This window comes from Gardnerella vaginalis (genome assembly GCF_001546455.1).
In the GTDB taxonomy this organism is placed as follows: Bacteria; Actinomycetota; Actinomycetes; order Actinomycetales; family Bifidobacteriaceae; genus Bifidobacterium; species Bifidobacterium vaginale_B.
Window position 1 is genome coordinate 207,526 of sequence record NZ_KQ956819.1, and the last position, 23,802, is coordinate 231,327.

The window sequence follows — 23,802 nt, forward strand, 5'->3', positions numbered from 1 at the left end:
TTGGCGCATAAAGTCCACTGGACTTTATGTTTAAGCCAAATCACGCTTTGAAGGAGCTTGAAACGCATTATGCAATTTCAAGCTCAGTCAAAGCGCTTTACTTGCGTTGAAAGCACACCGTGCTTTCAACTTTGAGCAAGCTCAGCGCTCCGAATTGCCTTTTCGCGCTACGCTTTAAGCGAAAAGGCAGGTCGGAGCGCGTACAAAAATGCCGCGCAAGATTTATTCAAGCGCGGCATAACATTAATCGCAGTTTAATCGCGAGTTAAATCGCAACTAAATCACGAAGCGTAGAGAATGTCTACAACAAAGTAAAGCGTTGAATTTGCAGGAATTGTTACGTTTCCTTGTGCGTCCTTCTTATCTTCTTTGCCATAGCCATCTTCTGGAGGAATTACCAAAAGAACTTGGGATCCAACTTTCTTTCCAGCCAGACCCTTAGTCCATCCTGGAATCACTTGACCAGCTAGCGAGAAGTCCGCAGGTGTTCCGCGCTTCCATGACGAATCAAACTGATGTAATTTGCCGTCTTTATCGGTAGTCCAGCCAGTGTAATGGGCGGTTACAGTGCTTTCTTTGGTTACCTCTTTGCCAGTTCCCTCAATCAAAGTTTGAGCAACAAGCTTTCCGTCTGGAACATAGTTATTTTTATCTAACGATGGCTCTCCAGATTTACTAAGAGTTACCTTTGGCAAGTTTTCAGGAATATCCGTAACCTTGCTGCCCGTTGCGCGGTCAAGAGTCTTCATTGAAGAAACAAGAGTTAACACCATTACGTACGCGTCTTGCTTAGTTTGAGGATTTGCCGGCACGCCAAAGGCGATTGTGGAATTAATCTTCCTTCCCCTAAGCAGCGTGTAGTAAGACTTGTTTGTAACGCCCTTTTTAACAACGATTGAGCAGTCTGGCTTGCCTTGCTTCCAGGTGCTCATAAGTTCTTTGCCATTTTTAGCGTTGTACACAATGCCATTAGCGCATACGCGACTATTTTCTGGGATTTTAGCGCCATTGCCGTTTTGCAAAATGGCGTAAGAATTTGGCTTAACATCTATAGGGGTTGTTAATTCAACTTTTGGCTGCTTGCCTAAGTCTCCACTTGCCTTAACGCCGTTTAAAACTTGCATTCCAGCAGCGTTTGCGGCAGCATCTGCCATACCATTGCTTGACTCGCTGTTTGCGCTGCAAGATGCCAAGCAGAAGCACATAGAAATCGCGCTTGCGCCACAAATTGCTCGAGCTATAACGGATTTAGTTAAATTTAATCTGGTTTTTGTCATAAGTTTAAGCCTATAACTTGCGCATGATTTTAAATGTTTTAGCGCCAAAATCGCTTAAGCAAAATCGCTTAGTCTTATAAAAGATTAATGAGGATTGTAGAATAGATAAAAGTAGATACAATATAACGAATTTAGAATCAGCTTTAATACGCCTGCGTGCGTTGCTGCGATTAGCGGCAGTGCAGGTTTAAGAAAGAGGTTTAATGCAACATCCTACAAAACGAGCTAAGGTCATGCGGGGCATTGTGGCGCCTATTTTTGGTCTACTCGCTGTTCTTAGTATTGTTCTTGGTGTGCTTAATGCAACGGTTTGGAAGCCGAGTTCGATTGTTTCGGCGCATACAAACGTGTATGGCTCTAGATACATTGTTACGGATCCAGGTGTTTTAAACCTTGTTGATTATCGCGTAAGAATCAGCGTTGCGGCGCTTAATACTCGCAAGCCTATTTGCGTTGCGGTTGGCTTGGCTAAAGACGTGCGCGGATGGGTGCAGGGGCATTCCGTGCAAAGAATAACTGGTCTTGATAATTGGAGTAATCTTTCTACCGCTGTTATGAAGGTAGATAACGCAGGTGCAGATGGAGGCAATGATTCGGCTGCTGCTCAAACTAGTGCGAATGCTACTGATTCTAAGGCTTCTAAAGATGTTGATTTTAAAGATTCAGATTTGTGGACTAATGCCACTTGCCAAATGGGCTTGGCAAAGCTGTTTGTAAATGCTGCCGATTTTGAGCAGGCGGGCAATGCGGCGGATTTGGCTATAAAACAGGAATCGCAAGATAATACGCAATCTCATGTATCGCATCAAAAATTGCCATCGGCTTTGCGGGCAAAAATTGCCCGTAGAGCTTTGATTATTGACCTTGGCAAGAATTCTCCCGAAGCTTTTGTTGAATTGCGCTGGCGCAGGCATAATCTACCTGATTTTGCAACTCCTTTGTATTTTGTAGGTGCGCTGTTTATTCTGCTTTGCGGACTTTCGGCTTCTGTGTTTGCAATGGCGCCGCATCGCAGGCGAAATAAGCGACTTGTTGCAAGCAGAACGGGCTTGATTAGCGTTGAGAATGTTAGCCAAGAAGAAGTTAAGATCTCGGAGGCCTTGGCTGGAACTTTGGCTGGCATTTTTGGCAGCGCAAAGCGCAAAAAGTCTAAGCACAAGGGCAGTTCTGGGGCGCATGCAAGGCACGGAGTTCACGCAAGAACGCGTACCGCAAAGTCTCAAGCGGCTGCTGATTCTTCTATAAGTGTAAAGTCTGGTCTAAATTCTTCCCCTACTGCGGCTTTAGATGAAACAACTGTTATTTCTAAAGACGATTTGCAGTCTTACTTTGCTAGGTTTGCTAGCGAATCTGGGGTTGCTTTTAATGGCGATTTGGCTGGCGAGGCTAAGGTGGCGGTGGCTGGCGATTCTTCCGCGGAGTCTGGCGATGTTGAATCTGCGGGAAATTCAGCGGGTAGCTCAGATGGTAGCTCGGCAAACATCTCATCTGTTAGTTCAGCGGATAGTAAGGAAAGTGCTCAGAAAGAGCCAAACTCACAAAACTCACAAAAAGCACAAAAATCCGAAAATGGCCGCGCAAAAAATCGCTACAAGAATGAGTCCCGTTACGGCAGTGGCAGTAGCAGCGGCAGCGGCAACCGCAATCGCAAGGCCAATCGCGGCAAGGCTGCGGCGGCTGGAGATTCGGCATCTGGCGATTCGGCTAGTGCAAAGCCAGGCAGCAAGCGCGATGCTCGCAGTCAAAAGCAAGGAAGAAATCGCAAGTACAGAGATAGAGGATTTGATAACCGCTCCAACAGGGGCTCCAATAATGGCTCCAACAGTGGCACTAACAACGGCTCCTCCAACACCAACTCAAAATCTTCAAAAAACCGCAAAAAGTAACGTTATTTTGGAAAGTATGATTATGTTTTATGCGCATAAAATCAAGCATTACGCACGTTTTGCATGTGCGTCGGTAATTGCTTCGGCAATGTGCCTTACGCTTTGCGCTTGCGAAGGCCAAGTTCCTAAAGCAGAAGAAGGCTCTAGCATTAAGGAGATTCCAGACGTAACTCCAATCAAAGAAAAAGATATACGTTTAAGAGTTTTGCGCTCCTTAGAGAAGGCCAACGAAGAGAAAAACGCAAGCAACCTTGAGGAATACATGAGCGGCCCTTCGGCTCTTGTGCGTGCAAGCGAGCTGGCGATTGCTGCAAAAACAGGCAAATTGGACGCAAAAACCACTATTCCGCGCGAAGTTGCTCAAACAATTGTGCCAACAAACGCAAGCTGGCCGCGCGATTTAATGACGATTACCACAACAACAAAAGATCAGCAATCTAAGCGCCTGTTGGTGATTCGCCAAGATAGCGCGCGCTCAAATTACAAACTTTGGGCGGTAGCAAGGCTTTTCCCAGGCGTTCACTTGCCAAAATTCCCAGTTCCTTCAATCGGAGCTTCTATGGGGAAAGCCAATGACTCCGGATTGATTATGACTCCGCAGGCGGCTGCAACTGCATATGCAGACGTTTTACAAAGAGGCGAATCAAGCAAGTTTGCAAAGTATTTTGCTGCAGACTACTTGCGATCAAAGTTAGAGGAGCTTTCTAAAACCGTTCAAGCGGGAATGGAGCGAAACAAGGGCTCTCAGGAGCAGGTTTTTGTTCCCGTAACAAATCAGATTAGCGTTATGCGCGCAAGCGATGGAAGTGATTTGGTTGTTGCTCGTATTGATTCAGTCTGGACTAGAAAAGCTGGCGAAGGCCGAGAATCTAGGCCAGCTTCCGATGAAGAAAAAGCCCTGTTTGGCGACGCTAAGGCCACGTCCACAATGCGCGTAACCTATGTGAACGTTATAGCTATGGTTGTGCCTCCTGCTGGGTCTGGTGCAAGTATTATTCCGGTTGGCGCGGAACGTCAGCCTATAAAAGTAGAGGCGTTGTAGAGTTTTAGCATGTACAGCGTTGAATCGCGTACAAAATTCAAGTAAAAGAGGAAATATGGTTGATTCGCAATCCATGGGTATGAATCCGGGTGGATTTTCACTTGCTGGTGCAGTAGATTTAGAAGGCGTAAAGCGCAAAGCGGAGGCCCTTGCAAAGCGCGAAGCCGCCGAAAAATCTGGCAAGCCGCAGTCTAAAATGCCACTTGCAGGCGGGTATGTGATTGATGTTAACGATCAGACTTTCCAGGCAATGGTTCAGACTTCCGTAAGTTTTCCAATTATCTTGCTTGTTTGGCAAAAAAGTGATGAAACTTCTTATGATTTAGCGCAAAATCTTGCGGATTCTATTACTGCCCTAGATGGTCGAATGCAACTTGCGAGAATTGACGCGGATCAAAGCCCATCGATTGCTCAAGCTTTGCGAGCTCAGCAACTTCCTGCGATTTATGGTCTTGTTGGTGGAAGGCCAATGCCTATTTGTCAAGGTTTGCCTAGCGCGGATGAATTGCAGCAAATCTGTAACGAAATTTTGCCGCAGCTGGTTAAGGTTGCAGAAAAGTCTGGTGTAGCTGGAACTGCTCCATATGTTGATTCAGCGGAATCTAAAGCAGATTCTTCAGATTCTTCAGATTCTTCAAATTCGGCAGATGCTGACGCAGACGATAATTCTGCGGATTCTGGCGATTTCTCCAACGTTCCTCCTGAGCATAAGGCAGCTCGTGCTGCGGCTGTTAGTGGCGATTATGCGCTAGCTGCAAGTGAGTATGAAAAAGTATTGCAGGCTAATCCAAATGACTTATTAGCTGCTCGCGAACGTGCTAAAGCCTTGCTTCTTAGCAGGAATACAAACACAAATGTAGAGGCTGTGCGCAAAGCTGCTGGAGATAATCCTAGCGATGTTTCCGCTCAGCTTGCTGTGGCAGATGTAGATATGATTGATGGCCACATTGACGATGCTTTTGGCAGGCTGCTTGATTTTCTTGCTTCTCACAAAGATTGCGCAGATGCGATTAAAGACCGCATGCTCGAGTATTTTGCAATGCTTCCCGCCGGCGATGAGCGTTTGAATCGCGCTCGCCGTCGTCTTGCAATCCTTCTCTATTGATATATCAGATAGCTGTATTACTTGAGTAATTTTTTGGTAATACCTCGGTGATAATCTAGTATCAATAGTCTTCGGCTTATGCGAGGTGTTTGTGAATGAGGGTTTATATATTGCCGCGCGTTCATAAGAGGCATCCAGAACTCACCGATGAAGATGTTCTTACAGCATTTCATAGTGTGATGGTTGATGCGCGCAGAAATAATGAAACCTGGGTATGTATTGGTCTTGATTCTCGTGGTAGAAATGTTGAGATTGTATACAAGCAGATTGGTGAAGATGTGTTGATATATCACGCAATGACTCCGCCAACTAAAAAGATTAAAACTGAGTTAGCTAAAAGAAGGTATTGAAAATGAACGAGGAGAATCTTCTGAGAAAATTTGGAATGACATCCGAACAAATTGATAAGGATGTTGAGGTTTTGGAAGATGAGAACCAAGATGATGGAGTAATAGGACCTGTATACTATGGTCTGCATATGGCTTCTGCACAAGATGAACCTTTAGTTAGTATGACAATAAAACTCCCTAAAGCTCAGCTTGAAAGTATAACGAGGGCATCGAAAAATTATCATATAAGTAGAAGTGAATATGTTCGCCGAAAGCTTGCAGGTGCTGTTAGCTAATAAAAAAGCCAAGACGCGCATTCGTGAGAAGTATGCGATTCTTGGCTTTAGTAGCGGGGCATGGATTTGAACCATGGACCTCTGGGTTATGAGCCCAGCGAGCTACCGAGCTGCTCCACCCCGCGTCGGCTGCTTTTTAGCAGCTCTATCTACGATAGGGGCAAATTTAGATTTGTCAAGTCTTCGGCGTGTTTCCCGCAAAAGCGGTTTAATTCTAAACAAATGTGGAGTACAATAAACAAGTGACTAGAGATTTGCATACTTTATAAGCGCAAAACTCGTTAATAATCAACAATATAACTCAAATGTACAAACCAAGAGTAGAATCAGCATTTTAGAGATATATTTTCGTTTAGTATCACACCAACGAATAGATTTACAGAGTTTGCCGTTTATGCAACCCAGCTTTAAGAGGATTAGTATTAAAGGTTTAGTATTAATTAAACGTGAGTAGCGATATAAACGACGCCTTACAAGGAGGAGCTGATGAGTGGAGCTATTGAAGCGTTAGCTAACACTGTGCATTCGGCAACATTGCTGGCTTCAGAACAGCCAGAGTTGCCTAAGATTGATGAGTTTTTGCCTCCAGAGATTTTATTCCAAGGCACGCCATTTGCAATGAACCGCATTATTTTGGTGCGCGTGCTTATGGCTGTAATCGTTATGATTATTTTTGGCATTGGTGCCGCTCGCGCAAAAGTAGTTCCTACGCGATTCCAAAGTGTGCTAGAAATCCTAATGGATTTTGTGCGATTTAACATTGTGTATGAGATGATTGGCGAAGAACGTGGCAAGCGCTATGTGCCAATGATGTCTACATTATTTATAACAATTTTCTTCTTTAATCTTTGTTCTGTGATTCCAGGATTGAATATGGCTGCAACCGCAACCATTACTGGTCCGCTTGTATTTGCTTTATGGGTTGTGTGCCAATATCTTATTGCTGGCATTCGCGAAAAAGGTTTTTTGCGATTCTTCCGTGAAGCATTATTCCCAGCGGGCGTGCCATGGCCGATTTACTTTATTCTTTCGCCATTGCAGCTCATAGAATTAATAATTGTGCGACCACTTTCGCTTACAATCCGTTTGTTTGCGAATATGATTGCTGGCCATTTGCTGGTGGCCACTTGCCTAGTATTCACCAACTTCTTTGTGGTGGATTCCAGCAATAAACTCCTTGCCTTCGGCGGTGCATTATGGCTGCTTGGTGGCATTCTGTTTACCCTATTCGAAATTATGGTAGCAGGATTGCAGGCATTTATTTTTACCGTGCTTGCGTCCGTCTACATTTCGGAAAGCTACCCAGAGGAAGAAGAAAAATCTGCTGTTGCTGTTGCCTGATAGCATAGCTTAAATCTTCAGATTTTACACATCTTACGGGTTTATACTGGTTACTGTTTTAACAGAAAGGAAACCAATGAATAACATCATCGCTCTAGCAGGATTGGTCGGTAACCTGAGCATCCTTGGCTTTGCTGTTGCAACAATCTCTCCTGCACTTGGTATGGCAATCGTTGTTGCTAAGGCTATGGAGTCCACTGCACGTCAGCCAGAAGTTGGCAATCGTATTCAGCTGTTTATGTTTGTTGGCTTGGCATTTATCGAGGTTCTGGGCTTGCTCGGATTCGTTGCCTACATTATGGGAAAGTGAACCGAACGAAACAACTCGTTCCAGCACAAATACAAAAGTGTTGAAGGAATAGAAAGGACAAGCCATGGCACATGCATCTGAGAGTAATGGTTTGGCGTTGTTCTTGCCTGAGCCTTATGACTTAGTGTGGTCGTTAATTGTTTTGGTAGTTCTTGCAGCATTTTTCTACAAGTTTGTTATGCCTAAATTCCAGGCAATTCTTGATGAGCGTGCAGAAAAAATCGAAGGCGGAATGGCCAAAGCAGCAAACGTGCAGCGTGAAGCGGATGAATTAAAGAGCAAGATGGAAGAAGAGCTTGCTCAGGCTCAAGCAGATGCTGCAAAGACTCGTGAACAGGCTCGTGCACAGGCTTCTAAGATTGTTGATGAAGCAAGACAGCGCGCAGAAAAAGATGCTGCAAAAATCATTAGTGAAGCTCAGTGTTCCATTGAAGCTCAGCATAAGCACGCCATGTCTAGCCTCCAAGGAGAAGTCTCGGTTCTCGCTGCAGCGTTAGCTGGCAAGATTCTTGCATCTAAGCTAGATGACGATGCCGTAGGCTCTAAAATCATTGATCATGTGATTGATGAAGTCTCAAGTGTTAAGGATTCGGGTCAAAACAAGTAGCTAAAACAAGCGGTTTCACTAAGTTTTACATTTTAGTTTTAATCTAAGTTAAATCTTGGTGATGCTTGGTTCCGCTACTTAAGTTTTGCATAAATGAGGAGGTACGGATGCCAGAAAAGGCATCGCGAGTAAGCGAAAACTTGTCGCGTTCTTCGCTTGCGCAAGCCATTTCAGATGCTCACGACGAAGCTCAGCGTATATCTGATGAGCTTTCAACAATGATGGATATGCTGGAAAAATATCCTGAGCTTTCTGACGCCATTACCGATCCAAATAGGTCTTCGGAAGACAAATCAAGATTGATTGATGAGCTTATTGGAGGTAAGGCGCATCCTGTTGTGTTGCGCATTATGCACTATCTTGTAGGAACATGGCATGGTGGCGCTGAAAGCGGCAAAACGGGCAGCTTTGGCGGCGCGTGGTCTGGTTTTGAGCGTGAAGCGGGCGAAACTTTGGTTACTGTTACAACCGCTCAGCCTCTTACAGATAAGCAGATTAAGCGTTTGATTGAGATTTACAGCAATAAGTTGGGTCATCGTGCATACATAAACCCAATCGTAGATCCAAACGTGCTTGGCGGTATGCGTATACGTATCGGCGATCAAGTAACAGATCGCACAATGCTGATGCAGCTTAAGCAGTTGCAGCGTTCTGCGCGCAATGGCGCTTGGACACAGGCAGTGAAATAGTTAAATAAGGAGAATTATGGCGGAACTATCTATTGATCCCGCCCTTATACGCAAGGCTCTTGACGGGTTTGTTGACTCGTACAAGCCGGCAGACATGCCAACGCAAGAAGTTGGCTATGTTGTTACGGCTGGTGACGGCATTGCGCATGTGGCTGGTTTAACTGGCTGCATGGCAAACGAGCTGCTCACCTTTGAGAACGACACCTTAGGCCTAGCGTTTAACCTTGATGCACACGAAATCGGCGTTGTTATTCTAGGCGATTTTACGGGCATTGAGGAAGGGCAGGAAGTTTACCGCACTGGCGAAGTGTTGTCTGTGCCAGTGGGAGACGCCTATCTTGGTCGTACCGTGGATCCATTGGGTAATCCGATTGATGGTCTTGGTGCGATTGAGTGCAAGGAGCGTCGTATTCTTGAAGCCCAGGCTCCAGACGTGATTCATCGTCACCCTGTTGACGAGCCTTTGTCTACCGGTTTAAAGGCCATTGACGCAATGACGCCAATTGGTCGCGGTCAGCGTCAGTTGATTATTGGCGATCGTCAAACTGGTAAAACAGCAATCGCAATCGATACGATTATTAATCAACGCTCAAACTGGGAAAGTGGCGATCCAAAAAAGCAGGTTCGTTGCATTTATGTAGCAATCGGCCAAAAGGGTTCAACAATTGCTTCCGTGCGTCAAAGCCTCGAAGAAGCAGGCGCTATGAAGTACACAACAATCGTTGCAAGCCCAGCTTCGGATTCTGCAGGCTTTAAGTACATTGCTCCATACACTGGTTCTGCAATTGGCCAGCATTGGATGTACAACGGCAAGCACGTTTTGATTGTTTTCGACGACTTGTCTAAGCAAGCAGAAGCATATCGTTCGATTTCTTTGCTTCTTCGTCGTCCACCTGGGCGTGAAGCATACCCAGGCGATGTGTTCTATCTTCACTCTCGTCTGCTAGAAAGATGTGCAAAGCTTTCCGACGATATGGGCGGCGGCTCAATGACTGGCTTGCCAATTATTGAGACCAAGGCAAACGACGTTTCTGCATACATTCCAACCAACGTAATTTCTATTACAGATGGTCAGATCTTCTTGCAGTCCGATTTGTTCAACGCAGGTCAGCGTCCAGCAGTCGATGTTGGTATTTCTGTGTCTCGTGTTGGTGGCGCAGCTCAGGCTAAGGCTTTGAAGAAGGTCTCTGGCATGCTTAAGATTTCGTTGGCTCGTTACAAGTCTTTGGAATCCTTTGCAATGTTTGCTTCCGATTTGGATGCGGCCTCCAAGGCTCAGCTCACTCGTGGCGCTCGCTTAACCGAGTTGCTTAAGCAGAAGCAGTTCTCGCCTCGTTCCATGGAGCAAGAGGTTGTTTCTGTGTGGGCTGGTACTCACGGCAAGCTAGATGACATTCCTGTAAAAGACGTGCTTCGCTTTGAAAGCGAAATGTTGGACTACCTCGATAAGGGAACCGACATTTTGCAAGTGATTCGCGATACCGAGGACTTTACCAAAGAAACAGAAGCAAAGCTTGATGCCGCAATCGAAGATTTCCGTAAGTCATTTAAGACTTCTGCAGGAAAGCCTTTGATTGTTAAGGATTCTTTGCCTCCTGCCGAAAATCCTGCTCCTGTTGAGAAGGAAAAGCTTGTTGCAAAGCCAAAGTCGGATGGTCGCGATTCAAGTAATCACGAGTCTGAGGGGAAGTAGCGTATGTCTTCCCAACTTGCATTGAAATCGAGAATTATTTCCACACAGTCTTTGGGCAAAATCTTTAAGGCTCAGGAAATGATTGCGTCTTCGCATATTGCAAAAGCGCGAGATATTGCGCTTAATGCTAAGCCATACAGTGACGCAATTTTCGATGCCGTGCAGGCGTTGGTAGCTCATCACGAAGCAAACATTAAGCATCCAATCTTTGGAAAAGAGCGTGCGGGTAATCGCGTAGCCGTGTTGGCGTTGACTTCCGACCGTGGAATGGCTGGCGCGTTTACGTCTTCGATTATTCGAGAAACCGAGGCGCTGCTTACAAAGCTAGACGCCGAAGGAAAGCACGCCGAGTTGTACGTGTATGGTCGCCGAGGCGCAACCTACTACAAGTATCGTAATCGCGACGTTGCAGGCACTTGGGAAGGTTCTACGGATCATCCTGATGTAACAATCGCAGAGCGAATCTCCGATACTTTAATGGATGCGTACATGACTCCCGAAGAAGAAGGTGGAGTTAGCGAGCTTTACATTGTGTTCACCGAGTTTGTAAACATGGTGAGACAAAAGGTTCGTACGCTTCGCATGCTTCCAGTTGAGCTGGTTCCGTTAAAAGACGGCGAAGAGTTTGCTATGCATAGGCCAGATTACGAGGCAGCCTCGGGTCCTTCGGCTTCGCTTTCGTCTACGGGTGCGGTTTCGGCTCGAGAAGAAGCGGTTAGTCGCAGCAACCCAGACGCTGTGGAATATTGCTTTGAGCCTAGCCCAGACGAGGTTTTGGATGCGGTTTTGCCAAAGTATATTCAATCGCGTATTCACGAGTGTTTGCTTACATCTGCAGCATCCGAAACAGCTAGCAGGCAGAACGCTATGCATACGGCTACAGACAACGCCCGCAACTTGGTGGATGATTTAACGAGAAAGCTAAATGCTTCTCGCCAGGCTTCCATCACACAAGAACTTACCGAGATTATCGGCAGCGCTGATGCGCTGAACAATGAGGAGGAATAGGAGCATATGGCTGAAAATCAGACCACAGCACCTCCAGAAGATGCAAAGGAAGACGACCCAACGGCTGGTCGCGTAACCCGTGTTCAGGGTTCCGTGATTGACGTTGAGTTCCCAGTTGGCTATCTTCCAGATATTTACAATGCTCTCAAGGTGGATATCAACACCGTTGGAAACACGGAGGGAGATACCGTCCACGAGATTACTCTGGAAGTTGAGCAGCATCTTGGGGATTCAACCGTGCGAGCAGTGGCGCTTAAGCCTACGGACGGTTTGGTTCGTGGCGCTTTAGTTAGAGACACTGGCGGTCCAATTTCGGTACCTGTTGGAGATGTTACTAAAGGTCACGTTTTTGACGTTACCGGCAATATTTTAAACGCCAAACCAGGTGAGCATATTGAGGTGACTGAGCGCTGGCCAATCCACCGCAATCCACCTGCTTTCGATCAGCTTGAGTCTAAGACTCAGATGTTTGAAACAGGCATTAAGGTTATCGATTTGCTTACCCCTTACGTTCAGGGCGGAAAGATTGGTCTGTTCGGCGGCGCAGGCGTTGGTAAAACCGTGTTGATTCAGGAGATGATTCAGCGCGTTGCACAGAACCACGGTGGTGTGTCTGTGTTTGCTGGCGTTGGCGAACGTACCCGTGAAGGTAACGATTTGATTGGCGAAATGGCAGAAGCTGGCGTTTTGGAGAAGACGGCGCTTGTCTTTGGCCAGATGGATGAGCCTCCTGGGACTCGTCTTCGTGTGCCTCTTACCGCTTTGACTATGGCTGAGTACTTCCGCGATGTGCAGAATCAGGATGTGTTGCTGTTTATTGATAACATCTTCCGCTTTACTCAGGCTGGTTCCGAGGTCTCCACGTTGCTTGGCCGTATGCCTTCTGCAGTTGGTTATCAGCCAAACTTGGCAGATGAGATGGGTGCGTTGCAGGAGCGAATCACTTCTACTCGCGGCCATTCCATTACCTCGCTTCAGGCAATTTACGTGCCTGCAGACGATTACACCGATCCTGCACCTGCAACAACATTTACGCATTTGGATGCAACCACCGAGCTTTCGCGTGACATTGCAGCTAAGGGTATTTACCCAGCTGTGGATCCTTTGGCTTCTACTTCTAGAATTTTGGATCCTCGTTATGTTGGCCAGGCTCACTACGATTGCGCTAATCGCGTAAAGGCTATTTTGCAGCGTAATAAGGAGCTTCAAGATATCATCGCTTTGATTGGTATTGATGAGCTTGGTGAAGAAGATAAGACCACTGTGAGCCGCGCTCGTAAGATTGAGCAGTTCCTTGGTCAGAACTTCTACGTGGCCGAAAAGTTTACTGGCCGTCCAGGTTCGTATGTTCCAGCTGATGAGACGATTGAGGCGTTTACGCGCATTTGCGATGGCGTTTACGACGAGATCCCTGAGCAGGCGTTCTCTGGCATTGGTGGCATTGACGATCTTGAGCGTCGTTGGCACGATATGCAGCAAGAGTTTGGTGCGTGATTATGGCAGAAAAGCAAGTGAAAACGCTGCACGTTAGCGTGGTTGCAGCCAGGCATCCTGTTTGGGAAGGTGCTGCTAAGTTTGTTGTTATTCCTTCTGTGAATGGCACAATGGGCGTGCTTCCTGGGCATGAGGCTGTGCTTGCGTTGATTGATCACGGATTTGTAAAGGTTGACGATTTGCAAGGCGTTCGTCACGTTTTTAAGGTGACTGACGGCTTTTATTCCGTTGACAACGATCACATTACGATTGCTGTTGAGCACAGTTGCAACGTTGATAAAGACGGCAACGTTTTGCCTAATGCAAAGGTAATTTAAGCCTGACTCTTACGGTTTTATAAACCTAAGCTTAATCGGCTTGTATATTGCAGGAGTTTGCGATTATTTATCGCAGCTCCTGCTTTTGTTTTATCTGTGTTTTGTTTATGTCTTATTTTTGTTTAATTGGTCTGTTTTATCTGTTATGGAAAGGTTATAACAATACGTTACGGGGGTAGGGTATCTGTATACTTTGTAATGATTTAATTTAAGCCTAAATTGAATCACTTATTGTGCTGTTTTAGCAAATAGGCTCTTCGCACGATGATTCGTGATGGGAGGAAAGGAAAAGTATGTTAAGTAAAAAAGCAATCGCCACATTTGCGGCGATGGCAACTTTTGTTTCGGGAATTGCGTTTGCCATGCCAGCGTTGGCTAATAGTGAGACTAATTTCAATGATAAGTTTGCCGCTAATAGAGATTACGTGAATGCTTTGAGAGGTAAGTCTGCAGACGGTAAAGCTGATAAGACGTATACTCAGCAAGATCTTGATGAGCTTAAGAAGATTGCCGCTTCCAAAAATCCTGTTGAAACTAAAAAAGAGATTGAAGATAAAAAAGAAAGAGAGATGGATACTCTGATCCAAGTTATGGCAGACCTTGGTGTTTCGGAGGAAGATTTTAAGAAGGAATTAGAGAAGAACAACAAAAGCATTGATTCTTCAAAACTTGAAATATTTAAGGAAAAATTGCAGAAGCATCGAAGTGCACAAGAAAAACCTTATGCTAATGCTGTTGAATTAGCAAAGCTTATTAATGGCGGTATGTTTACGCCTACTAGAGATGAGTATGCTGCTGCTGCAGAGTTCCTAGAAGATATAAAGAGTTTTGCCAATAAGCCTTTTGGTGATTTGAGCGCCGCTGAGGTAAACAAAGCTGGTGCTGCTGCTTTGAAATTAAATAATAAGATTTCTGCAGCTCTTAAGAAGTCTGTTAAAGAATATAATGAAGAAAAGGAAGATTTAGCTAAGCAGGCAGAAGCAAAAGGACTTAGCTTTACCGCTAAAATAATTCGCGATTCTAAGAAGTCTAATTTGGATCTTTTAAAGAATCTTCTTGCAGAAGCGGAAAAGATTAAGAAGAGTGAGTCTGCAAAGGCTCCAGAACTTCCTAATGCTGCTGGCCAAGATTCGCCAGAAGTGTCTCCAGAAGCATCTCCAGAAGATAAGTCTGTAGAAGCTCCTGCCGCTCCATCCGTTCCTACTGTTCCTTCTGTTCCTGGTGCTGCTGCTAAGTCTGAGTCCGCCAAGTCTGAGTCTGCTGCAAAGTCATCTCAAGCTAAAGCTGTAGTTCCTGCGGCTCCTGCTAGCGTTGATCAGCTTAAGCCAGAATTAAAGGGCATGCTAACGGTTGGTTCCAACAACATTGCTGTTGCAGGTTCTGCGAACAAGGTTTCTGTGAACGTTAACAACAAGGCGTTCCTTGATCGCTTGCATCGCGAGGGTTCTGCGAAGGCTTACGCGTTCATTTATTCCACTCCTAAGCTTTTGCGTAGCGTGGACGGTAGTGATTTTGTGACTGTTAAGCTTGGCCCTGATGGCGTTCCTTATTTTGATGCGCAATTCCCTGCTGGCTATTCTGGCAAGCATACTGTTGTGCTTGTGGATGAGCAGGGTAGTCAGCTTGCTTGGACGGATATTACTGTTGTGAACAATACAGCTAGCCAGGGTGATGGTAAGGGTGTTTTGCCTGCTACTGGTGTTGGTGGCGCATTTGTGGCTTTTGCTGCTTTGATGTTTGCTGCTTCTGGTGCTGTGTTGCGTAAGGTGCGTAGCTAAGTTTTGCTTGCTACGTGTTAGCGCTAGTGTTTTAGGGCTTTCGTTTGTGTTCGCTTGCGTTCACTCTCGAAGGCCCTTTTGTATTGCATGCTGTTGTTTCGCTTAGTTTGCGTTAAGTAGCCATTGCGCTATGTCTATTACGTGTATTCCTTCAATGTCGTAGGAATCGTGGTATTTTTCACTTTTGAAAGCAAACGCGTATTTCTACTTTCAAAACTGTAATATTTTTTAAGTTTTGAAAGTGGGGCGTCTGTTTGCATAAAATCGCAATTATCTTTACTTTTGTTTATCTTTACTTTTGCGTGCGTAAAATCGCAATTATCTTTACTTTTTATGTTGATTATGGGAAAATAAGTAAAGATTTTAGTGTGTGAGTATTTAGATTCGTCATAATTCATTTCAATAAAACAAGGCAAGCAGAAGAAAGAGAAGTGTTAAAAATGTACGATTACACGGGATTGAACAACAGGTTACAAGAAAAAGGCGTTAAAAAATCGCAGTTAGCAGCCGAGTTGCATATTTCTTCTCGTACGATTGCAAAAATCTCAAAAGGTGAAAAACTATCAAATTTAGTAATCGCAAAAATCAGCAATTATTTACAATGCAAGCCAAGTGAATTGTATCGCGTAATTTCAGGTAACCCTATTTTGCAAAGACTTAGGGAAGAGAAGGAGCATCGTATAGCTGGTGGAATTTATCACGAGCTTCAAATTCGCATGACATACAACTCGAATCATATTGAAGGAAGCCAGCTAAGTGAAGATCAAACTAGGCGAATTTTTGAAACTAATACTATCGGCTCCGAAGAAAAAGCGGATGGTGTAGTTGATAGCGCGGATTCAAGTGTTGGCGTAGTAGGGAATACGGGTATTAAGGTTGACGATATTGTTGAAACAGTGAATCATTTTCGCGCGATTGATTACTGTATTGACGTTGCTGAAGAGCCTCTTAGTGAAGACATGATTAAGCATTTACATTTGCTGCTTAAACGCGGAACAAGCGACGAGCTTCTGCCTTGGTTTAGTGTTGGCGACTACAAGTTGCGTGCGAATGTTGTAGGCGGTTTGCAAACTTGCGATCCTAAAAAAGTGCATGAGGAGATTAGCAAGTTGTTGGCAGAATATCTTTCTAAAACTGATTTGCAGCTAGAGGATATAGTTGATTTTCATTACAGATTTGAGCGAATTCATCCCTTCCAGGATGGTAATGGTAGAGTTGGGCGTTTGATTGCTTTTAAGGAATGTTTAAAGAATAATATTGTGCCGTTTATTATTGAGGACCGAAAGAAATATTACTATTATCGCGGTCTTAAAGAATACGGCAATGAGCGAGGATTCCTAGTTGAAACTTGCTATGATGGTCAAGATACGTTCCGAGCGTTGTTAAAGCTTTTTGGTTTGTGACGCGTTCTGTTTATTGCGTGCTATAGTGCGTTTTTGCCAAAATGTAGGTATAGATGAATGTTTTTTGCGTGCTATGCCTTCATTTTGGCAAAATGTAGGTATAGAATATATTTTTACATTAGCTATGCAATCATTTTGTGATAAATGCGTTATTTGCGTATAGGCAAAAATATCGCAAACAAAAATATCGCAAGCAAAACATTGCAAGACATTACTACAAAATCCTTAATAACGTAAACGCAATAATGTAAACGCAATAACGTAAACGGAGTCGCATTATGGATTACAAAACAATACGCACAATAGTTGCAATGTCTAAAAGTAATGCAAAACCTTGCGATATTGCGGAAGAAGAATATCGATTGCGCATTGATAATCCTGCAACGTATCATTCCGGAATCGTATTTGATGCGCATGAAATTTTTGCAACGTGCGTAACGGATCTTGTAACGCACATGAATGATATTGCGAATGCTGAAAAAACAGTTGAAAAAGCGTGTAACGAGTTGCCGCGGTTTGCTCAGCGCGAGTATTTAATGCAACTTATTGCAAAAGAAGTGCAAAATACCAACATTATTGAAGGTGTTCACAGCACTAGAAAAGAGCTTTCCAAAGCACTTGATGCTGCAAATGAGCAGAATAAGCATACGCGTTTTAGTGAATTTACTAAGCTTTTTCTTGAGCTTGTAGATTCCAATGAATGTGATTCTTCAGTTCCGCAAACATTGCAAGATATACGAAAAATCTACAACAGCATTATGCAAGGCGAATTAGAAGCAAATAATATTCCAGATGGTGAGATTTTTAGGAGCGGGAAAGTAAGTATTCGTGATGCTGCGGATAATGCAGTGCACGATGGCGATGCAACGGAAGCAGAAATTCAAGATCATTTAACGCAGATGTTGAGTTTGATGAATAGCAACGAAGTTCCAACGCTTATTAAGGCGTGCATGTGCCACTATGCTTTTGAGAGCGTGCACCCGTTTTACGATGGAAACGGCAGAACTGGGCGGTTTTTGCTTGCTTTGCAATTACACGAGCAGCTTTCGATGCCAACAATTTTGAGCTTAAGCTCTATAATTTATGCAGAAAAATCTGGATATTATGCTGCCTTTTCCAAATCGCAAGAACTGTTTAATTGCAATGATTTAACTATGTTTTGCTGCACAATGTTGGAATATGTTGAAAAAGCACAGAGCGAAGTATTAAACAATATTAGTGTGCAGTTAAAACAGATTGTTTACTGCTTGAATAAGATATTCGAGTTTTCCAAAAAAACAGCGATTTCTAAAGTGCAGCACGAAGTTCTTTCTATTTTGTTGCAAAATAAGCTTTTTTCGTATAATCCAACTCCGATGACTCGCAAGCAATTAAGCGAATACGTCGGAAATGCAATTGGTGAGCAGGTTGGTGAGAGAAAGATTGTGAGCGCGCTTAACGGTTTGATTGAGCTTGGAATGGTTGATTCTATTGGTGAGCGCCCTCTTCGGTATGAGCTTTCTAAAAAAGCGAATGAAATGTTTGCGTGAGGAAAGCGATGTTTAGAAACGTTGTGGCGATTGAGCATGCGCTTGGCACTGGGATTATTATCTCTAGCAGCGTGCCGATTTCGCAGCGCGTGCAGAAGCGGATTCGCGCGTTTATTGATGATTACGAGCGCACTCTTTCGCGTTTTCGTGCAGATTCGCTTGTTTCGCGCATGGCTTGTGCGGAGCATGGCGGCGATTTTGAGTTTCCAGCGTGGGCGCAGCCGCTTTTTGTGCTTTACGACGAGTTTTACGCTGCCACGCACGGAGCTTTTGATGCTTGCGTTGGCGCGGATCTGCTTGCGCTTGGCTACGATAATTCGGTGCAATTTATTCCAAAGTCGGCAGCTAGCGCGAGTGATGATAGTAACAGTTGGGCTAATTATCGCCGCGCTTTGCCAGTTACGTGGGCAGATATTTCGCAAGATGGCGGCAGCACAACGCTCCACACAAATCAGCCAGTGCAGCTTGATTTTGGTGCAGCTGGTAAGGGCTATTTTGTAGATCTTGTAACACAGATTATTAAAGAGGAGCTTGGTAGTGATTCGCCTGCGGATAGCGATTCGCATGCGGATTTTGATTTTCTTGTAAACGCTGGCGGAGATATGCGCGCTTGTTTTAGCGAAGAGAATAATCAAATAAAAGTGGCTCTGGAAAATCCGTTTGACACAACTCAAGCAGTTGGAGTGGCATCAATCGCAAGCGGAGCGCTGTGTGCTTCGTCTGCTTCAAGAAGGCGTTGGAAAGTAAAAGATGCAAGTTACTTAGGCAAAGATGCAAGTGTCTTTGAATCTAATTTAATTGCGACTCACTTGATTAATGCGCTTGATGGCATCCCTGCTTGCGATTTATGCGCAAGCTGGGCGTATGTTCCTAGCAAAATGCCTAGCAAAACTTGCGATTTTCCAACAGCTTATGCCGATGCGCTCGCAACTGCGTTGTTTGTATCGAAAGAAAGCGATTTGCAAAAAATAGTGCAAAATGTTGGCGCTAAGTTTGCTGTAATGCAGCCAAATCATGCGCTGCGCAAAACGTGTGCATTCCCAGCGCACTTTTTTGTGGACTAATTCCAACTAATGCTGAATAATGCCAACCAATGCGGTTCATGCTGCCTAATCGTCTTATTGCCTAATGCGTTGTTGCGTCGTTGCGTTGTGTAACTCAAGGCTTGCATGCAGAAATCGAATCTAGACGCAAACAATACGAGTACTATCGCGATTAACTCCTTACCTTCAAGCGTGCGTAATATCATTCTTAATGTAGATGTATTTTAAGGTGTTGTATGTCAACTTTTGTTTCCATGTACAACAAGGTATAATAAAAACGTAATTGCGGTGTGCGTTTGCGGACACACACCTGTGGGAGCTGACATAGTTTCGGCTCCCTCTTTTATTTTGTGTCGTTTGATAGAAATAGCGAATATTTAGAAATAGTGATAAACTCACTAGTAACAACAGCCCCCTAAGCCTACTAACAGTGCTCAAACCTGGGGGTTCTTTTTGTCGCTTACCCACTGATTGTCCAAAGATAATTCTCATTATCAATATCATTTTTGTAATATTTGCGAGTTTTTTGCGCTGAACTATATCAATCTACCTGATATATCGATATTATGTTGATGGGGTTACTTGCGAGGTGACTTTAAATAGAACAAAACGGAACAAAGTCCAAATAAAACGGAACAAGCCGCGATAAAGTCGCCAAAAAATTTAAACGATTAAAACTAAAGATAAAACTAAGACTAAAAATTAAGACGAAAACAGAAGAAGTTGGGTGCGCTCGATGGGGATTAGAGCCAAAGGAGATATGGAGACATTATGCACGCGTGTGCAAAAGCGCGCCAAAAAACGTCGCGCTTAGTAGCGCTTTTAGCATCAGTATGCGTTTTTGTATGCTGCGCAACGGGTTTTGCAGGGCTTGCAGGGCTCGCTGGTTTTGCTGGTCTAATCGCAGCTCCAACGCCTGCTTATGCTACGGATGCCAATAAAACATACAACACTTGGTCGGAAGTTTCGTCAGCTGTTGCAAGTCAGCTAGAACAAGGCAAAAGCGAGTATGCAAACGCAAATATGGCAGGAGCAGCAACCAGGTTTCAAGCCGCATATAACTCTGTTTATGTAGCTTCAAACATGATTACAGTTGTGCGAGATACGATTGGCCAGAATAAAGTTCAATCGCAGCAAGATCAGTTCCAACAATTACAAACGCTGGTCTATCAGCAAAATCAGGCCGCGCAAATTAGTGAAGTCGTATCTGCTCTAGAAGAAGACGTTGCGCAAACTGCGGCTCAGCTAGACGCAAACGCAAATCTAGATAAGCCAAATGTTTACGCATCCAAATTGCGCGCGCAAATCGCAAAAGAACGCAAAAAGCTCGATGCTGCAAAAAAGAAGAATCTTGGGCGAAACGGCAGAACTTGGAGCCAAGTAGCGCGAGAAATGAACGTTATACTCGATAAGTCTGCATCAACGTACAAAGCAGCAAAAGCAAATAAGCAAGAAGTTGCCAAGGCCGTTGATTTAGTGAACGAAGCCTACTATCAGTACTACGAAAAGCTCGGCTTTGAAAAGAACGTTATGAACGCAATAAGCGGAAGCCGAGTAAGCACTGTTGAATATCAATTCAAAGAGTGCAGGCAGGCTATGAACAATGGCAAATCTTTTGCTCAAACAAAAAAGTTCGTAACCGACCTTAAGTCAATGCTTATTGAAGATGCTGCAAAACTAGACGGCGGAGCGGCGGCTAATGCCAATGTGTTTATGCAATTTATAACAAGCTCCTTTGGTCAGGCTTTTATAATCTTGTTGCGCGAAGGGTTGGAAGCTCTGCTGGTTGTTGCTGCAATAATCGCGTATCTTATTAAATCTGGGCACAAGCACATGGTTAAGTACATTTACATGGGTCTTGTTGCTGGAATTGCGGCGTCGCTTGTTGTTGCTGCGCTATTTGGATTGTTGTTCAATGGCTCTGGACCGCAGCAAGAGATTACGGAAGGCGTTGTGGCGCTGTTTGCAATGCTCATGCTGCTTTATACAAGCAATTGGATGATTTCAAGGTCTTCCGTGCAAGCGTGGAATGCGTATATTCGCAACCAAACAACGGCAGCTGTTTCTAAAGGCAGCCTAATTTCTCTAGCGTTGCTGAGCTTCCTAGCTGTGTTTAGAGAAGGCGCAGAAACTGTGATTTTCTACCAGGCGATTTTTGCCGTTTCAAGCGGAGCTGACTCCATGATTTGGGGCGGATTTGCAGCAGCGGCCGCCGTGCTGGTTGTAATCTTCTTGCTGATCCGCTTTGCGTCTGTTCGCATACCAATTCGCCCGTTCTTTGCAGGAACCAGTGCGCTTATGTGCATTTTAGTGGTGATTTTTGCTGGCGGAGGTGTGCATGCGCTTATAGAGGGCGATGCGCTCGCTGGCGCGTATATTCAAGGCTTGCCAACTAACGATTGGCTTGGATTCTATCCGTACGTTGAAACGATTGCGGCGCAAGTCGTAGCTGCAATCGTAGTTGTGGCACTGCTGTGCGCGAGTTTTGTGCGCGCGCGAAAGCACAAAGCAACTGCTAGCAACAGTTAGCAACAGTTAGCAACAGTTAACGGATAAGTCAAAACTAAAAATCAAAACTAAAAATCAAGCAATAATAAACAATAACTAATAGAAAAGGTTAGATATGAAGAATAAAAAGATGATGGCAATTGCAGCCTTAGCGCTTGCAGGAATGCTAACACTCACTGGCTGTGGCGCAAACGGAAACGCAGCAAAGTCTGCTGCTAAGCCACAATCATCTGAGCAGAAGGCCGACGATAAGGGTGGAGACAAGGGCTTTGAAGAGGTTCCAGTTGGACCTCACCAAGACCAGAACATTGGCCCGCTTACGATTGGCGCTGTGTACTTCCAGCCAGTCGACATGGTTCCAGCAGGCATGGGCTTAAAGGCAAGCGAGGCAAGCTTCCACCTTGAGGCAGATATTCACGCAAACAAGAAAGGTACACAGCTTGGCTACGGCAAGGGTGAGTTTATTCCAGATTTGACTGTGAATTATCAAATTGTTGATAAGGCGAGCGGTGAAGCCGTTGTAAAGGGTACGTTTATGCAAATGAACGCTTCCGACGGCCCACACTACGGCGCAAATGTTAAGCTCGATAAGGCTGGAAACTACAAGTTAGTGCTTTCGGTTGAATCGCCAGAAAAGAAGGGTTGGATGCTTCACGTAGATCCTGCTACGGGTGTGGATGGCCGATTCTGGACTGAGCCAATTACCGCCACCTTTGACGATTGGAAGTACACTCCACGTCAGTGGTAGTTTTGCCAGTGGTAGTTTTTACGAATAAAAACAACAAATAAATAATGCATAATGCATAAATAATGCATAATGCATAAATAAAAAACAAAAATCATGTAAACAGCAAAGGAGGGAACATGCTCAGGATGTTCGTTACAGTACTTCCAGGGCTGCTCCCTCTTGCGCTGCTTACAATGGGATTAAGCGCAACGCTAAGCGTTGGCGAGGGGCGAGATAAACCAATCAGCTCCCGCTGGCGATTTTTTGGCTTGATTTTTGGAACAGTTGCGGCTCTTGTTTTTGCATTTTTGCGCGCAAGCGTGGTGATTAATCAGCGCAATTTTGTGAATCTTCCAGCGCTTTGCATTGCTGTTCCGCTAGATGTTGCAACAATCGCTTGTATTGCAGTATCTGGAAAAACTGTTGCAAAATGGCGCAAAAATCCGCTGCTCTTGCACATAAGCAATGCAATTGGCGCGCTCTGCCTAGCGTTTACAGTGTTTTACGCGCTCCCAGACGTGATTTTGCAGCTTACGATTTTCGTTGACTCCAGCACGCCTCCGTTTACTTCTAGTATGCTTCTTCGCGCTCTAGGATTTATTCTTGGCGCGGCTGCTGCGATTTGCATAAGTCTTATGGTGCGCTCTTTGCGCACAACCGCGAGTATTGGCGCCTTTAAAATCGCAATTATTCTAAGCTTAATAATTTTGCTAATTCAGCATTTAACGTCTTTGCTGCAAATTATGCAAGGAAGTATTTTGCTGTATATAGACGATTTTTCGTTTAGCATTCTTGTTTGGCTTATAAACAATGCTCCGCTTATAATAATCGCCCAAATATGCGTTTTTTTGATTCCAGCTGTATCTTCTATAATCCGCGGTGCTAGAACAAAAGTTGTGGGAGAAAATCCTGCACAAATCCGCGCAAAGCGAGCGTTTAAGCGCAAGTCTAGAAGGTCCGCGCTCGCGGCGCTAATGGCTGCAATCGTAGTAATACTTACGCTTACCGCTGGCGTGTCTCTTATGAATATTAAGCCAACGCTTACGCCTCCAGAACCGTACGAGTTGCATGATGGCGTAGCAACAATCAACTTTGTGCAAATTAGCGATGGCCACTTGCATAGATTCCAATACAAAGCTAAAGATGGCACTATTATGCGTTTTATAATCATCAAGAAAAATGGTGGAGCGTATGGTGTGGGCTTGGATGCTTGCGAAAATTGCGGAGACGCAGGCTACTACGAAAAAGACGGCAAGATAATCTGCAGAAAATGCGATGTTGCAATAAATTTGGCGACTATTGGATTTAAGGGCGGATGCAACCCGATTCCATTCCCGTACAAGGCTGGTGGCGGCAAAATTACCATTCACACAGCTGATTTAGACGTGCTTAGCTCGCACTTTAAGTAGAGGTGCCTGCA

The 23,802-nt window shown here is 44.7% G+C and carries 21 protein-coding genes and 1 tRNA gene; 20 read left to right on the top strand and 2 right to left on the bottom strand.

The features are described from left to right. Nucleotides 1-281 precede the first annotated feature (281 nt). Nucleotides 282-1,277 (bottom strand): FKBP-type peptidyl-prolyl cis-trans isomerase, encoded by a 996-nt coding sequence (locus tag HMPREF3216_RS04180; RefSeq protein ID WP_060787071.1) that lies wholly within the window; start codon nt 1,275-1,277, stop codon nt 282-284. Nucleotides 1,278-1,510: 233 nt separating this feature from the next. On the opposite strand from HMPREF3216_RS04180, the gene HMPREF3216_RS04185 reads away from it, so the two are divergent. From HMPREF3216_RS04185 to HMPREF3216_RS04205, 5 genes are all read left to right on the top strand, one after another. Continuing rightward, entirely contained in the window at nt 1,511-3,163 is a 1,653-nt protein-coding gene (locus HMPREF3216_RS04185; protein WP_060787072.1) for a hypothetical protein, read from the top strand. Nucleotides 3,164-3,179: 16 nt separating this feature from the next. Then, nucleotides 3,180-4,205 carry a hypothetical protein gene (locus HMPREF3216_RS04190; protein WP_060787134.1) on the top strand — a complete coding sequence of 342 codons (1,026 nt, stop codon included), beginning with the start codon at nt 3,180-3,182 and terminating at the stop codon, nt 4,203-4,205. Between the two features lie 55 nt (nt 4,206-4,260). Next, on the top strand, nt 4,261-5,310 hold the full coding sequence (locus HMPREF3216_RS04195) for a tetratricopeptide repeat protein (protein ID WP_060787073.1): 1,050 nt from the start codon (nt 4,261-4,263) through the stop codon (nt 5,308-5,310). 95 nt (nt 5,311-5,405) lie between these two features. Then, nucleotides 5,406-5,660: a hypothetical protein gene (locus HMPREF3216_RS04200; protein WP_060787074.1), complete on the top strand. Its 255-nt coding sequence runs from the start codon at nt 5,406-5,408 to the stop codon at nt 5,658-5,660. A gap of 2 nt (nt 5,661-5,662) precedes the next feature. After that, nucleotides 5,663-5,935 carry a CopG family transcriptional regulator gene (locus HMPREF3216_RS04205; protein ID WP_060787075.1) on the top strand — a complete coding sequence of 91 codons (273 nt, stop codon included), beginning with the start codon at nt 5,663-5,665 and terminating at the stop codon, nt 5,933-5,935. A 51-nt stretch (nt 5,936-5,986) separates the two neighbouring features. Here HMPREF3216_RS04205 and HMPREF3216_RS04210 read toward each other — a convergent pair. Further along, nucleotides 5,987-6,060 (bottom strand) — tRNA-Met (locus HMPREF3216_RS04210). Nucleotides 6,061-6,421: 361 nt separating this feature from the next. Between HMPREF3216_RS04210 and atpB the strand changes: the two genes are divergently transcribed. The 15 genes from atpB to HMPREF3216_RS04285 all read left to right on the top strand — a co-directional run bounded on the left by atpB (nt 6,422) and on the right by HMPREF3216_RS04285 (nt 23,791). After that, entirely contained in the window at nt 6,422-7,276 is an 855-nt protein-coding gene (gene atpB, locus HMPREF3216_RS04215; protein ID WP_060787076.1) for a F0F1 ATP synthase subunit A, read from the top strand. A gap of 76 nt (nt 7,277-7,352) precedes the next feature. After that, a complete protein-coding gene (gene atpE, locus HMPREF3216_RS04220; protein WP_004126223.1) occupies nt 7,353-7,586 on the top strand; it encodes an ATP synthase F0 subunit C in 234 nt (77 codons plus the stop codon). A gap of 64 nt (nt 7,587-7,650) precedes the next feature. After that, nucleotides 7,651-8,193, top strand: a complete 543-nt coding sequence (locus HMPREF3216_RS04225; protein WP_060787077.1) for a F0F1 ATP synthase subunit B — start codon at nt 7,651-7,653, stop codon at nt 8,191-8,193. Between the two features lie 107 nt (nt 8,194-8,300). After that, nucleotides 8,301-8,882, top strand: coding sequence for a F0F1 ATP synthase subunit delta (locus tag HMPREF3216_RS04230; RefSeq protein WP_060787078.1), 582 nt, complete (start codon nt 8,301-8,303; stop codon nt 8,880-8,882). Between the two features lie 16 nt (nt 8,883-8,898). After that, nucleotides 8,899-10,575 carry a F0F1 ATP synthase subunit alpha gene (gene atpA / locus HMPREF3216_RS04235; RefSeq protein ID WP_060787079.1) on the top strand — a complete coding sequence of 559 codons (1,677 nt, stop codon included), beginning with the start codon at nt 8,899-8,901 and terminating at the stop codon, nt 10,573-10,575. Between the two features lie 3 nt (nt 10,576-10,578). Next, nucleotides 10,579-11,583: a F0F1 ATP synthase subunit gamma gene (locus tag HMPREF3216_RS04240; RefSeq protein WP_060787080.1), complete on the top strand. Its 1,005-nt coding sequence runs from the start codon at nt 10,579-10,581 to the stop codon at nt 11,581-11,583. A gap of 6 nt (nt 11,584-11,589) precedes the next feature. After that, on the top strand, nt 11,590-13,077 hold the full coding sequence (atpD, locus tag HMPREF3216_RS04245; protein WP_060787081.1) for a F0F1 ATP synthase subunit beta: 1,488 nt from the start codon (nt 11,590-11,592) through the stop codon (nt 13,075-13,077). A 2-nt stretch (nt 13,078-13,079) separates the two neighbouring features. Further along, a complete protein-coding gene (locus tag HMPREF3216_RS04250; protein WP_060787082.1) occupies nt 13,080-13,394 on the top strand; it encodes a F0F1 ATP synthase subunit epsilon in 315 nt (104 codons plus the stop codon). Between the two features lie 293 nt (nt 13,395-13,687). Beyond that, complete coding sequence (locus HMPREF3216_RS04255; RefSeq protein ID WP_060787083.1) at nt 13,688-15,172, top strand: hypothetical protein; 1,485 nt, start codon at nt 13,688-13,690, stop codon at nt 15,170-15,172. 440 nt (nt 15,173-15,612) lie between these two features. Continuing rightward, entirely contained in the window at nt 15,613-16,575 is a 963-nt protein-coding gene (locus HMPREF3216_RS04260) for a Fic family protein (RefSeq protein ID WP_060787084.1), read from the top strand. Between the two features lie 278 nt (nt 16,576-16,853). Next, on the top strand, nt 16,854-18,104 hold the full coding sequence (locus tag HMPREF3216_RS04265) for a Fic family protein (RefSeq protein ID WP_060787085.1): 1,251 nt from the start codon (nt 16,854-16,856) through the stop codon (nt 18,102-18,104). Nucleotides 18,105-18,127: 23 nt separating this feature from the next. Next, a complete protein-coding gene (locus HMPREF3216_RS04270) occupies nt 18,128-19,168 on the top strand; it encodes an FAD:protein FMN transferase (RefSeq protein ID WP_060787135.1) in 1,041 nt (346 codons plus the stop codon). Nucleotides 19,169-19,918: 750 nt separating this feature from the next. Next, a complete protein-coding gene (locus HMPREF3216_RS04275) occupies nt 19,919-21,676 on the top strand; it encodes an FTR1 family iron permease (protein WP_060787086.1) in 1,758 nt (585 codons plus the stop codon). A 94-nt stretch (nt 21,677-21,770) separates the two neighbouring features. Continuing rightward, nucleotides 21,771-22,403 (top strand): iron transporter, encoded by a 633-nt coding sequence (locus HMPREF3216_RS04280; protein ID WP_060787087.1) that lies wholly within the window; start codon nt 21,771-21,773, stop codon nt 22,401-22,403. Nucleotides 22,404-22,519: 116 nt separating this feature from the next. Beyond that, nucleotides 22,520-23,791: a DUF2318 domain-containing protein gene (locus tag HMPREF3216_RS04285; RefSeq protein ID WP_060787088.1), complete on the top strand. Its 1,272-nt coding sequence runs from the start codon at nt 22,520-22,522 to the stop codon at nt 23,789-23,791. The last annotated feature ends 11 nt before the right edge of the window (nt 23,792-23,802 follow it).

Excerpts from the sequence above, each read along its gene's own strand:
- HMPREF3216_RS04180 (WP_060787071.1), bottom strand. The coding sequence starts at position 1,277 with ATGACAAAAACCAGATTAAATTTAACTAAATCCGTTATAGCTCGAGCA.
- HMPREF3216_RS04185 (WP_060787072.1), top strand. The coding sequence starts at position 1,511 with ATGCGGGGCATTGTGGCGCCTATTTTTGGTCTACTCGCTGTTCTTAGT.
- HMPREF3216_RS04190 (WP_060787134.1), top strand. The coding sequence starts at position 3,180 with ATGATTATGTTTTATGCGCATAAAATCAAGCATTACGCACGTTTTGCA.
- HMPREF3216_RS04195 (WP_060787073.1), top strand. The coding sequence starts at position 4,261 with ATGGTTGATTCGCAATCCATGGGTATGAATCCGGGTGGATTTTCACTT.
- HMPREF3216_RS04200 (WP_060787074.1), top strand. The coding sequence starts at position 5,406 with ATGAGGGTTTATATATTGCCGCGCGTTCATAAGAGGCATCCAGAACTC.
- HMPREF3216_RS04205 (WP_060787075.1), top strand. The coding sequence starts at position 5,663 with ATGAACGAGGAGAATCTTCTGAGAAAATTTGGAATGACATCCGAACAA.
- atpB (WP_060787076.1), top strand. The coding sequence starts at position 6,422 with ATGAGTGGAGCTATTGAAGCGTTAGCTAACACTGTGCATTCGGCAACA.
- atpE (WP_004126223.1), top strand. The coding sequence starts at position 7,353 with ATGAATAACATCATCGCTCTAGCAGGATTGGTCGGTAACCTGAGCATC.
- HMPREF3216_RS04225 (WP_060787077.1), top strand. The coding sequence starts at position 7,651 with ATGGCACATGCATCTGAGAGTAATGGTTTGGCGTTGTTCTTGCCTGAG.
- HMPREF3216_RS04230 (WP_060787078.1), top strand. The coding sequence starts at position 8,301 with ATGCCAGAAAAGGCATCGCGAGTAAGCGAAAACTTGTCGCGTTCTTCG.
- atpA (WP_060787079.1), top strand. The coding sequence starts at position 8,899 with ATGGCGGAACTATCTATTGATCCCGCCCTTATACGCAAGGCTCTTGAC.
- HMPREF3216_RS04240 (WP_060787080.1), top strand. The coding sequence starts at position 10,579 with ATGTCTTCCCAACTTGCATTGAAATCGAGAATTATTTCCACACAGTCT.
- atpD (WP_060787081.1), top strand. The coding sequence starts at position 11,590 with ATGGCTGAAAATCAGACCACAGCACCTCCAGAAGATGCAAAGGAAGAC.
- HMPREF3216_RS04250 (WP_060787082.1), top strand. The coding sequence starts at position 13,080 with ATGGCAGAAAAGCAAGTGAAAACGCTGCACGTTAGCGTGGTTGCAGCC.
- HMPREF3216_RS04255 (WP_060787083.1), top strand. The coding sequence starts at position 13,688 with ATGTTAAGTAAAAAAGCAATCGCCACATTTGCGGCGATGGCAACTTTT.
- HMPREF3216_RS04260 (WP_060787084.1), top strand. The coding sequence starts at position 15,613 with ATGTACGATTACACGGGATTGAACAACAGGTTACAAGAAAAAGGCGTT.
- HMPREF3216_RS04265 (WP_060787085.1), top strand. The coding sequence starts at position 16,854 with ATGGATTACAAAACAATACGCACAATAGTTGCAATGTCTAAAAGTAAT.
- HMPREF3216_RS04275 (WP_060787086.1), top strand. The coding sequence starts at position 19,919 with ATGCACGCGTGTGCAAAAGCGCGCCAAAAAACGTCGCGCTTAGTAGCG.
- HMPREF3216_RS04280 (WP_060787087.1), top strand. The coding sequence starts at position 21,771 with ATGAAGAATAAAAAGATGATGGCAATTGCAGCCTTAGCGCTTGCAGGA.
- HMPREF3216_RS04285 (WP_060787088.1), top strand. The coding sequence starts at position 22,520 with ATGCTCAGGATGTTCGTTACAGTACTTCCAGGGCTGCTCCCTCTTGCG.